The 12,708-nt window shown below is 65.2% G+C and carries 11 protein-coding genes and 1 pseudogene; 7 read left to right on the top strand and 5 right to left on the bottom strand.

Going from position 1 to position 12,708, the window contains the following annotated elements:
- Positions 1-207: 207 nt before the first annotated feature.
- From A5645_RS07520 to A5645_RS07500, 5 genes are read right to left on the bottom strand one after another with little or no spacing between them, the layout of a single operon-like run.
- Positions 208-657, bottom strand: a complete 450-nt coding sequence (locus A5645_RS07520; RefSeq protein ID WP_065129079.1) for a DUF4395 domain-containing protein — start codon at positions 655-657, stop codon at positions 208-210.
- 33 nt (positions 658-690) lie between these two features.
- Complete coding sequence (locus A5645_RS07515; RefSeq protein ID WP_065129077.1) at positions 691-1,119, bottom strand: thioredoxin family protein; 429 nt, start codon at positions 1,117-1,119, stop codon at positions 691-693.
- 42 nt (positions 1,120-1,161) lie between these two features.
- Positions 1,162-1,857, bottom strand: a complete 696-nt coding sequence (gene cysE / locus A5645_RS07510; RefSeq protein WP_065129076.1) for a serine O-acetyltransferase — start codon at positions 1,855-1,857, stop codon at positions 1,162-1,164.
- Positions 1,858-1,859: 2 nt separating this feature from the next.
- The gene (gene cysK, locus A5645_RS07505) at positions 1,860-2,792 is read right to left on the bottom strand and encodes a cysteine synthase A (protein ID WP_065034416.1); all 933 of its coding nucleotides are present in this window, start codon (positions 2,790-2,792) and stop codon (positions 1,860-1,862) included.
- Between the two features lie 10 nt (positions 2,793-2,802).
- A complete protein-coding gene (locus A5645_RS07500) occupies positions 2,803-4,065 on the bottom strand; it encodes a thioester domain-containing protein (RefSeq protein WP_065129075.1) in 1,263 nt (420 codons plus the stop codon).
- A 377-nt stretch (positions 4,066-4,442) separates the two neighbouring features.
- Between A5645_RS07500 and A5645_RS07495 the strand changes: the two genes are divergently transcribed.
- From A5645_RS07495 to A5645_RS07465, 7 genes and pseudogenes are all read left to right on the top strand, one after another.
- Positions 4,443-5,378, top strand: a complete 936-nt coding sequence (locus A5645_RS07495) for a family 2A encapsulin nanocompartment shell protein (protein ID WP_065034414.1) — start codon at positions 4,443-4,445, stop codon at positions 5,376-5,378.
- Positions 5,365-7,263 (top strand): family 2A encapsulin nanocompartment cargo protein cysteine desulfurase, encoded by a 1,899-nt coding sequence (locus A5645_RS07490; protein WP_065129074.1) that lies wholly within the window; start codon positions 5,365-5,367, stop codon positions 7,261-7,263. Before A5645_RS07495 ends, A5645_RS07490 begins: the two co-directional genes overlap by 14 nt.
- Positions 7,264-7,480: 217 nt before the next feature.
- Positions 7,481-8,248 (top strand): MlaE family ABC transporter permease, encoded by a 768-nt coding sequence (locus A5645_RS07485; protein ID WP_065034412.1) that lies wholly within the window; start codon positions 7,481-7,483, stop codon positions 8,246-8,248.
- A gap of 46 nt (positions 8,249-8,294) precedes the next feature.
- Positions 8,295-9,245, top strand: coding sequence for an MlaE family ABC transporter permease (locus A5645_RS07480; protein ID WP_253866869.1), 951 nt, complete (start codon positions 8,295-8,297; stop codon positions 9,243-9,245).
- A gap of 15 nt (positions 9,246-9,260) precedes the next feature.
- On the top strand, positions 9,261-10,529 hold the full coding sequence (locus A5645_RS07475) for an MCE family protein (protein ID WP_065129073.1): 1,269 nt from the start codon (positions 9,261-9,263) through the stop codon (positions 10,527-10,529).
- Positions 10,526-11,566, top strand: coding sequence for an MCE family protein (locus A5645_RS07470; RefSeq protein ID WP_065129072.1), 1,041 nt, complete (start codon positions 10,526-10,528; stop codon positions 11,564-11,566). The genes A5645_RS07475 and A5645_RS07470 overlap by 4 nt, the downstream gene beginning before the upstream one ends.
- Positions 11,563-12,657 (top strand): annotated as a pseudogene (locus tag A5645_RS07465) (MCE family protein); the annotation flags it as partial. The gene A5645_RS07470 and the pseudogene A5645_RS07465, both read left to right, overlap by 4 nt.
- Positions 12,658-12,708: the final 51 nt, after the last annotated feature.

The raw sequence follows: 12,708 nt of genomic DNA, 5'->3' as shown, positions 1-12,708 counted from the left end.
CTGAGCGGGATTGAAGGCTTCGTTTTGGTCGCCCACCTGTGGGGCCTCCTGTCTGGGAATCAGCCAGCGGATGCGTTGCCCTACAACACGTTACGCATACACGAAAAGATACAGCGCGGCGGGCACTTCCGAATGTGTTTGCTCAGCCCGATTTCGCCGTCACCGGCGCTGAATCTGTTCATTACGTTGATGATTCGCGGTCGAATGTCAGGCGGTAGCCCGCCGGAACCGCGCCACCAAAGGGTAAATCTGGCAACCAAGACAGATGCCGAACGCGGCGTTGAGGAACGAGGCGAACAGCGCGAATCCGGTGGCGATCGCACCCAGCAGCGGGATCCCCGCCGCGAAGCCGATCGCACCCAACACGGCGAACACCAGGCCCACCAGTTGAGCGAATTTGAGCGGCGGCACAGGCTCGCGTTCGCGGACCGGGCTCAGCCGGGGCGCCACCAGCTTGGCGAACAACAACCCGTACGGGCTGTTGCGGGGCCCGCGCACGGCGCTGACCGCGAAAACGATCGCCTGGGCACCCAGAATCACTGCCGCGGCCGGCAGGCTGAAGACCGAGACCACCAGCGTTACCACCAGCACCGTGGTGGTGATCCACGCGGCGAACCGGGGTCCCCGGATGTCTACCTGGCTGACATCGGACGACATCAATGCGCTCCTCTCGGTGCCTTTCACGGGCTTCTAACGGCTTCTCAAAGGCTGCAAAGCCGTCTGCAGGTCGGCGGCCTTGGGAACGCCGGCGGTGCGGTAACGCTGGTGGCCGTCGGCGTCGAAGATGAAGGTGGTGGGCAGCGACAGCACAGACAGCCGCTTGGCGGGAATCGGGTTTTCGTCGATGTCGAGTTCGACGTGGGCCACGTCGGGAAACTCGGCGCACACCTGGTCGACGACCCGGCGCACCGCGGCGCACGGCCCGCACCAATCGGCGCTGAAGTGCACCACAGTGGGGCCGGTCTCGGAGAGCCCGAGGTCTGAATTGTCCGGGCCGGCCGCCGCGGCGTCGCCCGCGCTGCGCAGCACACCCGAGCGCCGATTGATCGCCACGCCGACGACGCTGGCAACCCCCAACGCCGCGCCGATAGCGGCACCAACGACCAAAACGGAGCTCACGAGCGCATCAACACTTTCACCGGGGCGATATTCCCTAGAAACCTAGATGGAGAAATCCTCGCCGTTCCAGACACCGGCTTCCGGTGGCCGGATGACGCGCTCGGCGCGCCCGTCGGCCGCTGCGCCGTTGGTCTTGCCTTCCAGCCGCGCGACCCGGGTGAGCAGCGACTTCAGGCTGACGCCGACCAGGTCCGGCAGGTTCGACTCGTCCTCGCTGGTAGGACCGGGCCGGCTGACGATCTGTCCGGGTACCCCGACCACCACCGAACTCGTCGGGACCTCCTTGACCACGACGGCGTTGGCGCCGATCCGGCTGTCGTCGCCGATTTTGATGGCGCCGAGCACTTTGGCGCCGGCGCCGATGATCACCCGGTCACCCACCGTCGGGTGACGTTTGCCGGTGTCGCGACCGGTGCCGCCGAGCGTTACCCCGTGGAAAATCGTGACGTCCTCACCGATCTCCGCCGTTTCACCGATCACCACTCCGGTCGCATGGTCGATGAACAGGCCGGGACCCAACTGAGCCCCCGGGTGGATTTCGACGCCGGTCAAGATCCGGTTCAGCTCCGCCAGCGTCCGGGCCAGGAGTCGCGCGCCGCGTTGCCACAACCAATGGGTCACGCGGTGGCCCCACACGGCGTGCACGCCGGGGTAGGCGAAGACGACCTCGAGCACGGTCGGGCGGGCCGGATCCCGGTCTTGGGCCGCCCGAATGTCGCGCCGTATCGCAGCCAGCATTGCTAGTCGTTCAGATCGGAGAACAGGACGGTGCTCAAGTAGCGCTCGCCGGACGAGGGGAGGACCACGACGATCAGCTTTCCGGCGTTCTCGGGTCGGCGCGCCACCTCGAGGGCCGCCGCGACAGCCGCGCCTGAAGAGATGCCGACCAGCAGCCCCTCCTCCTTGGCCAAGCGTCTGGCCAGGGTGAGCGCGTCCTCGTTTTCGACGGTGACGACCTCGTCGACCAGGCCCATATCCAGGACCGGTGGGATGAATCCGGCGCCGATGCCCTGGATCGGATGTGGCCCTTTCTGGCCGCCGGAAAGCACCGGCGATGCGGACGGCTCAACGGCGATGAACTGAACCGACGGTTTGCGCTCCTTGATGGTTTGCGCGACACCGGTGATGGTGCCGCCGGTCCCGACTCCGGAGACGAAGATGTCGATCTTGCCGTCAGTGCCCTTCCAGACCTCCTCGGCGGTGGTGACGGCGTGGACAGCCGGGTTGGCCGGGTTCTCGAACTGCTGAGGCATGAAATAGCGTTCGTCGCTCTTGGCCAGTTCCTCGGCCTTGGCGATGGCACCCGCCATCCCTTCAGAGCCCGGTGTCAGTATCAGTTCGGCACCGTAGGCGCGCAGCAGTATCCGCCGCTCGATGCTCATCGTCTCCGGCATGGTCAGCACCAGCTTGTAACCTCGCGCGGCGGCCACCAAGGCCAGGGCGATGCCGGTGTTGCCACTGGTCGGCTCGACAATGATGGTGTCCGGCTTGATCAGGCCTTCTTTCTCGGCCGCGTCGATCATCGCCACACCGATGCGGTCCTTGACGCTGCCGGCTGGATTGAACGATTCCAGCTTCGCGACCACGTCGGCCACCGCACCGTCGGTGACCCGGCGCAGCCGCACGAGCGGCGTGTTCCCGATCAGTTGCGTGATGTTCTCGGCAATGCTCATCTGCCTGCTCTCAAAGGTCGGACCACGCCTCGTGCCAGCTGATCTCGATTTCGATGGCCAGTTTGGTGGGCACGGTCAGGGCGACCGGTGTGAACCGTTGGTCCGGCCCGTCGAGGGCCACACCTGTCAGTACCCGTCCGCCGATTGGATGTGGAGTTGACCCGCTCAATGTTATTGCGGAAATCCCGGGGATGCGATGAAGGTAGAAGTCGGTGCCCGGTTGCACCGTGCTGTCCAGGGCGAAGCCGTCGGCGTCCACGATCCGGTGACCGTCGGGGGCGGACAGTTTCAGCGGCACCCGCACCTGGAAAGGTCCGACCAGGTCAGCTTCGACGGTGGCTTCGCGATCGTCCAGGGGCGCCGGCTCGGTACTCCGTTGGGCGGCGTAGGCGCCGGCCAGCAGGTAGTTGTAGAGATGCACCACGCGGTCGGCGTTGCGGTGATGCCCGGAGCCGGTGAGCCAGAAGTCCACATGGTCGATATCCAGTACGGTGCCCGGCGTGCTGCTGATCAACCGGTAATAGCGGTAGCCGCGGCGACCGTTGCCGTGCTTGCTGGTGGAAACCGTGCTGCCGACACCCAGGGTCCGTCGATAGCGGCCTTGGCCTGCGTCGATGGCCAGGTGGGAGCCTGAAACGTCCTGCCACGCCCGGCCATCGGCCGACTTCTGCAGCTCGACCGCGCCGGCTGCATCCGCCGACACCCACAGCGTGAAGCCGCCGAGCTGTGGCTGTCCGTCGAATTCAAAGGTGAGCGTCGAGCCCGGCCCTCGGTGGACGGCGATCGGAGCGTTGAGCGGCCGGGTGTCCAGATTCAGGCCGTTGGTGAAGTGCCAGATCGCGGCCTGGGTCCCGGCGATCGCTTCGTGTTCGCTGATGTTCGCCCGCCCCAGCGGATGGCCGGCCCTGCGGAGCTGCTCGCTGAGATCGGCGATCGTGCGCATCGGGTAGGAGTGCCGCAGGATCCAGTCGACCTCCGCTTCACAGTCCCTTTCGTGCAGGTGCGGCAGCGCCGACCAGGTATCGAGTTGGTAGCGGGTCGGCCGGTGCGGCGCGATGCCGGCGAAATCCAGTGAGTAGGCCCGCAGGTTGGGGTTCAGCCGGATCAGGTCGGTGCGGGCGGTGGTGCCGTCGACGAACACGATCCGGTCGACGGTGTGTGAGTAGGTACCGCCGCGGTACCGCATCATGCGGGACGGCTCAACGGTCGGCCGTGCGTGGACGCGGTGCCGGGTCGCGACCAGCGCGCGGCTTGGAGCGGACAGCAAAGTCATCGAGGGGTGATCTTTCCGAGAATGTATGGCCGCGCTTCGCCGTGCCGCCTGACGGTTTTGCCGTACCGCCGGCGAGGGGAGCGCGAGGATTACTGCGGACTCAGAAGATCAACAACAACAACAGAGAAGCATTCCAGGGCAGCACAAGAAAATGTGGCGCTGCTGGATGGCCTGTTGCATGCGGTCCACTATAGGGCATGCGGATTTTCGGCCGGTTTCTGACGGTTTGGCTCACGCCTGCTTAAAGGTTTGTGTGCGTGCGCTGCCGTCGCTTACCCTCGGCGGGCGCCGGCCTCCGGGATGCGGCATGATTTGCGTTAGCGCTCAAACGATTAGACAAATAATCAGCGTGATCGGAATTGCGAGGAAGGACCCCAATGACTACTTCATCTCAGGGGGCACAGACCGAGTCTCAGTCCCTTGGCGATCTTGCCGCCCGGCAGCTAGCCAATGCGACGAAGACGGTTCCGCAACTCTCCACGATCACCCCGCGCTTCCTGTTGCACCTGCTCAGCTGGGTGCCGGTGGAGGCCGGTATCTACCGGGTCAACCGAGTGGTCAACCCGGAGCAGGTCGCCGTCAAGGCGGAGGCGGGCGCCAGCATCGACGAGCCGCTGCCGGAGACCTACGTCGATTACGAGACCAGTCCGCGCGAGTACACCCTGCGCAGCATCTCGACTCTGCTGGATGTCCATACCCGGGTGTCCGACCTATACTCCAGCCCCCACGACCAGATCGCCCAGCAGCTGCGGCTGACCATCGAGACCATCAAGGAACGTCAGGAGTCCGAGCTGGTCAACAACCCGGAGTACGGCTTGCTGGCGCAGGCGACTCCGGAACAGACGATTCAGACTCTGGTGGGTGCCCCCACCCCTGACGATCTTGACGCGCTGATTACCAAGGTGTGGAAGACACCCAGCTTCTTCCTGACCCACCCGCTCGGTATTGCGGCGTTCGGCCGCGAGGCCACCTACCGGGGCGTGCCGCCGCCAGTGGTGAACCTGTTCGGCGCGCAGTTCATCACCTGGCGCGGGATTCCGCTGATCCCGTCGGACAAGGTGCCCGTCGAGGACGGCAAGACCAAGTTCATCCTGGTCCGCACCGGCGAGGAGCGCCAAGGCGTCGTCGGCCTGTTCCAGCCCGGCCTGGTCGGTGAGCAGGCGCCGGGTCTCTCGGTGCGGTTCACCGGCATCAACCAGTCGGCGATCGCGACCTATCTGGTCACGCTGTACACATCGTTGGCGGTGCTCACCGACGACGCGCTCGGGGTGCTGGATGACGTAGCCGTGGACCAGTTCCATGAGTACAAGTGAGTACCGGTCGGTAGACGCCGAAAGCGACCTGCCCGTCAGCGCCGCTGAACTTGCGGCGCTGGCCAGCCAGCTGTACGCGGCCAGTATCCGGCCGGGCCCCGACAGCCCACCGCAGGCCACGCAGGTGGCCCCGCGGGGGAACCTGCCGGACACAACGGCCGCGACGTCTGCCGGGCGGACCGCCGCCGGCACGTCCGATCCGTTCCCGAATCCCGTTCCGCTGCTTAACTACTCGGATGTATACGTGCCGGCGCCGACCTCGCCGGGTCCCGAGGGCACGCCGCCCCAGACGGTGCCGGTGGCTCCGCGCGGCAACGTGCCGGACACCACCGCGGCGCCGTCGGCGGGGGAGGCCGGTGCCGCTGTCGCCGATCCCGTCCTGCCGCCCGATCCCGTCCTGCCGCCCGGTGTCGCCGATCTGAGCGCGTTCGCCGTGCCATCGGGCATCGTGCCGACGGTGCCCGGTGTGTTGGCCGGTGCGTCGCCGACCGTCCCGGTGGCCCCGCGGGGCTCGACGCCGGGTTGGCTACCGCAGGCGCCGTCGGTGGCCGACCTGGGTTGGCACGATGCGCCCACGGTGACGCCGTCCGGTGACGAGGCCGACTATCACTTCCTGACGAGGCGCGAGCCGGTACCGCAGCTGCCGGACACCCATGAGGTGTTCGACGTGAACGCCGTGCGGGCCGACTTCCCGATCCTGCGGGAAACCGTCAACGGAAAGCCGCTGATCTGGTTCGACAACGCGGCGACCACGCAAAAGCCGCAGGTGGTGATCGACCGGCTGGCGTACTTCTATGCCCACGAGAACTCCAACATCCACCGGGCGGCACACGAGCTGGCGGCCCGGGCCACCGATGCCTATGAGGAAGCCCGCGACACGGTACGGCGGTTCATCGGAGCCCCGACTGCCGAGCAGAACATCTTCGTGCGCGGCACCACCGAGGCCATCAACCTGGTCGCCTATGCCTGGGGCGGCAAGCATTTGCGGCCGGGTGACGAGATCGTCATCACCCACCTGGAACATCACGCGAATATCGTTCCGTGGCAACTGCTTTCGCAGCAGACCGGTGCGGTGCTGAAGGTGGCGCCGGTGGACGAGGCGGGCAACCTGCTGCTCTCGGAATTCGAAGACCTGCTGGGGTCAAAAACCAAACTGGTTGCCGCGACGCATGTCTCCAATGCGCTGGGCACGGTGACGCCGGTCGAGAAGATCGTCGAGCTCGGCCACCGTTACGGCGCGCGCGTATTGATCGACGGTGCGCAGTCGATCCCGCACCTGCCCATCGACGTCGCCGAACTCGGGGTCGACTTCTTCGTGTTCTCCGGCCACAAGATCTACGGCCCGACCGGCATCGGCGTGCTGTACGGAAGCCAGGAGGCGCTGGCCGAGACCCCGCCGTGGCAGGGCGGCGGGAACATGATTGCCGACGTCACCCTGGAACGGTCGCTGTATCAGGGTCTGCCCAACAAGTTCGAGGCCGGCACCGGCAACATCGCCGACGCCGTCGGGCTCGGCGAAGCGCTGCGCTACGTCGAGCGGGTCGGCATCGAGCGCATGGCGGCCTACGAGCATGCGCTGCTCGAGTACGCGACACCGCGACTGGCTGACATCCCCGGTGTCCGTCTAGTCGGCACGGCGGAAGAGAAAGCCAGCGTGCTGTCGTTCGTGCTGGCCGGGCACGAGCCGCTCGAGGTCGGCAAGGCACTGAACGCCGAGGGCATCGCAGTCCGTGCCGGACACCACTGTGCACAGCCGATCCTGCGCCGCTATGGTCTGGAGGCCACGGTTCGTCCCTCGTTTGCGTTCTACAACACGTTCGAGGAGGTCGACATCTTCTTGCGCGCGGTGCGCCGGATCGCCGAAGGGGGCGCAACCGTAGGTTGAACCCTTTGCCGGACCTACGTTTGTTTTCCGGGTGATTGCAAACCTCGGAATCGGTTCAGCTTGCTCGTAAGCTCGCCACGTGCCTCTATCCACATTCTGGCGACGCCACTTGCCGCAGCCCGTGGATACCGTTAAGCCATTGCGGGACATGGCATTACAGACCATCACGATTTTTTTCGTGACGTCGGTGTAAACGGGGCGGGGGGTGAGCAGGGCAATGAACACAGCAACCATCGCAAAGCCGATGAACGCGCTGGGCGAGTTTTTCAGGCTTTGCGCCGAAACCTTCGTGGTCATGGTGCGACGTCCGTGGGCCTGGCGCGAGATCCTCGAACAAATCTGGTTCGTCGCCCGGGTGTCGATCTTTCCGACGATCATGCTGTCGATTCCCTACACGGTGCTGATCGTGTTCGTGCTGAACATCCTGCTGGTCGAGATCGGCGCCGGCGACCTCTCCGGTGCGGGCGCGGGGCTGGCGTCGGTGACCCAGGTAGGGCCGGTCGTCACGGCCATGGTCGTCTCGGGGGCCGGTTCGACCGCGATGTGCGCCGATCTGGGCGCCCGCACCATACGCGAGGAAATCGACGCGATGCAGGTGATCGGGGTCAATCCGATCCAGGCGCTGGTGGTTCCGCGGGTCATCGCGGCCACTTTCGTTGCGGTGCTGCTGTATTCGGTGGTGGCGGTCACCGGGTTGGTCGGCAGCTACATCTTCGTGGTGTACGTCCAGCATGTGACGCCGGGCGCCTTCGTGGCCGGGATGACGCTGCTCACCGGCTTGCCGCAGGTAGTGATCTCCCTGATCAAGGCGACGTTGTTCGGCATCTCGGCGGGACTGATCGCCTGCTACAAGGGCCTCTCGGTGGGTGGTGGGCCGGCCGGTGTCGGTAGCGCGGTGAACGAAACCGTGGTGTTCTCGTTCATGGCGTTGTTCTTCATCAACATCCTGACCACGGCGCTGGGCGTGAAGGTGACCGCAAAGTGACCGCCGGCGACGATGCAGAGCGCAGCGATGCTGAGGAGCGGCGCAAATGACCCGCGGCGACGTTGCACAGCGCAGCGATGCTGGGGAGCGGCGCAGCGTTACCGCCGGTGACGATGCACAGCGCAGCGATGGCAAGAGGCGCAACGTAACCGCCGATGCATTGAAGGAACCCTCGTGGTTCACTTCGGTCGGCCCCAGGCTGGTCGCATACACGCGCCAGCTTGGTGAACAGACCGCGTTCTACGGGCGGTCGCTGGTCAACATCGGTGAGGCGGTGCGCCGGTACCCGGGCGAATTGTTGCGTCTGATCGCCGAGATGGGCATGGGCACCGGCGCGCTGGCGGTGATCGGCGGCACCGTCGGCATCATCGGCTTCCTGACGCTGACGACCGGCGCCCTGGTCGCGGTGCAGGGCTACGACACGCTGTCCAACATCGGCGTTGAAGCGTTGACCGGGTTTTTGTCCGCGTTCCTGAATGTCCGGATGATCGCGCCCTGCACCGCCGGCCTGGCGCTGGCGGCCACCATCGGCGCGGGCGCTACGGCGCAGCTGGGCGCGATGCGGATCAATGAAGAGATCGACGCGTTGGAAGTGATGGGCATTCGCGCGATCACGTATCTGGCTTCCACCCGGATCATTGCCGGTGTCCTGGTGGTCATTCCGCTCTATGCCGTGGCAGTGCTGGCGTCGTTCATCGCGGCCAAGTTCTTGACGATCTCGGTCTACGGACAGTCGCGGGGTGTCTACGAGCACTACTTCGCCACCTTCCTGCATCCCAATGACCTGCTGTGGTCCTTCTTGTCCGCGCTGACGATGGCCACCGGCGTGATGGTGGTGCACACCTACTACGGGTTCACCGCGTCCGGCGGCCCGGCTGGGGTGGGGGAGGCGGTCGGTCGCTCGGTGCGGTCATCGATGATCGTCACCGCTTTTGTCTGCCTGATGATTTCGCTGTCGGTCTACGGGCAGCACGGCAACTTCAACCTGTCGGGTTAGGCCGGGTAGGACGAAGTGAGCAACCACGTCGCCGACGGCGCCCTGCGACCGAACAGGGTCCGCGCCAGCAAGATCGACCCGGTCTGGTACGCGCCCACCCTTTTTCTCGTCATCGCGGGTCTGGTCGCGATGACCGCGGCATCGTTCTCGGGCAAGTTCCAGGAGACTGTTCCGCTGACCCTTGTCTCAGACCGGGCCGGACTGGTGATGGAGCAAGGCGCCAAGGTCAAGCTGCGCGGGGTGCAGGTCGGCCAGGTCGGGTCGATCGGCACCGACGTGAAAGCCGCTCAGCTGCACTTGAAGATGGACCCGGAGGCTTTCAAGTTCCTGCCGAGCAACGTCGAGGCCGAGATCAGGTCGACGACCGCGTTCGGGGCCAAGTACGTCGATCTGATCGTGCCCGAGCATCCGAGCCCGGTACCGCTCAAGCCCGGTGCGGTGTTGCACTCCCGCAACGTGACCGTCGAAGTCAACACCGTCTTCGAAAATCTGCAGTCGCTGGTCCAGGCCATCGACCCGGCGAAGCTGAACGCTGTCCTCTCGGCCTTCGCGCAATCGGTGCGCGGCAAGGAAGATCGGCTGGGCGAGGCCATCACCGACACCAATAACCTGCTGCTTGCCGTCAATCCCCGGCTGGGCACCATCCACAAAGACTGGAAGCTGTTCGGCAAGACCGCCGCAGCGTATTCCAATGCGGCACAGGACATCGCATCGATTCTTGATTCGGCGGCGACCACCAGCACGACGATCACCGAGAACCAGCGGTCATTGGACGCACTGCTACTCTCGGCAATCGGCTTCAGCCAGACCGGGATCAACGTCATCGGCCGCAACGAATCCAACATCGTGCGGGCGATCAACGTCCTGGACCCGACGACGCGGCTGCTGGAGATGTACTCCCCGACCTACACGTGCCTGTTCCAGGGCTCGCAATGGTACGTCGAACACGGTGGCCGACACACCATGGGCGGCAACGGTTATTCGTTCATCATGGACGCCGGCCTGCTGTTCGGCGACGACCCGTACCGGTACCCCAAACACCTGCCCAAGGTCAACGCCACCGGTGGCCCCGGCGGCAAGCCGAGCTGCGGATCCCTGCCGGACCCGAGCGCCAATTACCCGGTACGGGCGCTGGTCACCGACACCGGTTGGGGCACCGAGCCCAACGAGATCCGGACCAACCTCGCCGTCGGTAATCCGTGGTGGTCCAACTACTTCCCGACCACCAAGAACCCGCCCGAGCCGCCGCGCTATTTCTACCGCGGGGGGCAGCCGCCACCATGAGCAAAGAAGGACGCCCCAGCCTCTTCAAAATCTGGTCCCGTGTCGCGGTCTTCACGGTGGTCTGCCTGGTATTCACGTTCGCCCTGATCGCGGTGTTCGGGCAGCTGCGCTTCGACGATCGCAGCAAGTACTACGCGGAGTTCACCAACATTTCCGGGTTGAAGTCCGGCAACTTCGTGCGCATCGCCGGGGCGGAAGTCGGCAAGGTCGGCGAGATCAACCTGCGCCGTGACGGCACAGTGCGCATTGACTTCTCGATCGACAAAGGCCTGCGGCTCACCGAAGGAAGCCGGGCCGTGGTGCGCTACGAAAACCTCATCGGCGACCGCTATCTGTCTTTGGAGCAGGGCGCGGGGTCGCCCCGACGGCTGGCGCCGGGCGGGACCATTCCGCTGGGGCGTACAGCGCCAGCCTTGGACATCGACGTATTGATCGGCGGCTTTCGGCCGTTGTTTCGGGCACTTGATCCCGAGCAGGTGAACGCACTGTCGGGCGAGTTGCTGCGAATCTTCCAGGGCCAGGGCGGCACGGTGTCCTCGGTGCTGGCGCAGACCGCGACGCTGACGTCGACGCTGGCTGGGCGCAGCGAGTTGATCGGGGAGCTGATCAACAACCTGAACACCGTGCTGCACACCTTCGCGACCCGCGATCACGAATTCTCTGAAGGGCTCGACAAATTGGTTGAGTTCGTTGACGGCCTGGCGCAACGCAAGACCGACATCTCCACCGGGCTGGCCTACGTCAACGCGGCCGCCGGGTCGATCGCCGATCTGCTTGTGCAGGCCCGGCAACCGATCAAGGACGTGGTGCACGAGACCGACCGCATGTCCGCGCAGGTGCTGGCCGATCGCGACTATGTGGACAATCTGCTCAGGACCCTGCCCGACGTGTACCAGGTGTTGTCCAGGCAGGGCCTGAACGGTGACTATTTCGGCTTCTACTTCTGCGAGGTGTTGCTGAAACTCAATGGCAAGGGCGGCAACCCGATCTACGTCAAGCTGGTCGGCCAGCCCTCGGGGCGGTGCACGCCGCAATGAGCCGTTTCGGAGGGAAACCCGGTAAAGGCCGCAGCCCCGTCATGCTGGGCGTGATGGGCACGGTGATCGTGACCTGCGTGGTGATCGTGGCCTTCCAGTACAACAAGTTGCCGTTCGTCAACGGCTACAACGACTATGCCGCCTACTTTTCCGAGGCCGGCGGCATCAAGCCGGGTAACCAGGTGCGGGTTTCCGGCGTGGGTGTGGGCAGAGTTTCCGACATCCGGTTGGACGGCACCAAGGTCCGGGTCGGTTTCACGGTGCGCAAGGGCGTCGAACTCGGGGACCGCACCGAGGCGGCGATCAAGACGGAAACCATCCTCGGTTCGAAGATGCTCGAGTTGACACCGCGCGGATCGGGCCGCTTGCGGGCCACCATCCCGCTGGAACGCACCACGTCGCCCTACGATCTGCCCGATGCGCTCGGCGATCTCACCACCCAGATCAGTGGCCTAGACACCACCCAATTGTCCTCGGCGTTAACCACTTTGGCCGACACCCTGCGGGAGACGCCCGGTAACCTCAGGCCTGCGCTGGAGGGAGTTGCCCGGTTCTCGGACACCCTCAACAACCGGGACGCGCAACTACGCAGCCTGTTGGCCAATGCCAACAATGTGACGGGAGTGTTGGGGCGACGCAGCCAACAGATCGCCGGGCTGGTGTCCAATTCCAATGCGCTGCTGGCGGCGCTGTTGCAGGAACGCGCTTCGATCGACGCTCTGATGAACAACATCACCGCGGTGTCGCACCAGATTTCGGGTCTGGTCGACGACAACCGTACCCAACTCAAGCCCGCGCTCGACAAGCTCAACGGCGTGCTCGAGGTACTCGACAACCGCAAAGAAGAGATCCAGCGGACACTGCCGAAATTCAAGCGCTACGCAATGTCGTTCGGCGAAGTGCTCGGATCGGGACCATTCTTCAAGGCTTACGTCGCAAACCTGGTGCCCGGCCAGCTCAGTGGCCCCATCCTCGATTCGCGGATGTATGACCGGTATCTGGATCCCAACCAGCACCTGCCGTCGGAGTCGGTGGACCCGCCGACCGGCAGCCCACCCGTCCCGCCCGAAGACGCGAAGGTGAAGCTGTGGTAACAGCCGCCCTCAGCCGGCCCCGCGCCCGGGCCGCGCCCGGAGCCGGCG

It is taken from the genome of Mycobacterium asiaticum, assembly GCF_001673635.1.
Taxonomy (GTDB): domain Bacteria; phylum Actinomycetota; class Actinomycetes; order Mycobacteriales; family Mycobacteriaceae; genus Mycobacterium; species Mycobacterium asiaticum_C.
This window is presented reverse-complemented; position numbering and strand designations above follow the sequence as displayed.

Bases quoted from the DNA above. Each gene is read 5' to 3' on its own strand.
- A5645_RS07485 (WP_065034412.1), top strand. From the start codon at position 7,481: ATGAACACAGCAACCATCGCAAAGCCGATGAACGCGCTGGGCGAGTTT.
- A5645_RS07520 (WP_065129079.1), bottom strand. From the start codon at position 657: ATGTCGTCCGATGTCAGCCAGGTAGACATCCGGGGACCCCGGTTCGCC.
- A5645_RS07470 (WP_065129072.1), top strand. From the start codon at position 10,526: ATGAGCAAAGAAGGACGCCCCAGCCTCTTCAAAATCTGGTCCCGTGTC.
- A5645_RS07480 (WP_253866869.1), top strand. From the start codon at position 8,295: ATGACCCGCGGCGACGTTGCACAGCGCAGCGATGCTGGGGAGCGGCGC.
- cysK (WP_065034416.1), bottom strand. From the start codon at position 2,792: ATGAGCATTGCCGAGAACATCACGCAACTGATCGGGAACACGCCGCTC.
- A5645_RS07495 (WP_065034414.1), top strand. From the start codon at position 4,443: ATGACTACTTCATCTCAGGGGGCACAGACCGAGTCTCAGTCCCTTGGC.
- cysE (WP_065129076.1), bottom strand. From the start codon at position 1,857: ATGCTGGCTGCGATACGGCGCGACATTCGGGCGGCCCAAGACCGGGAT.
- A5645_RS07500 (WP_065129075.1), bottom strand. From the start codon at position 4,065: ATGACTTTGCTGTCCGCTCCAAGCCGCGCGCTGGTCGCGACCCGGCAC.
- A5645_RS07490 (WP_065129074.1), top strand. From the start codon at position 5,365: ATGAGTACAAGTGAGTACCGGTCGGTAGACGCCGAAAGCGACCTGCCC.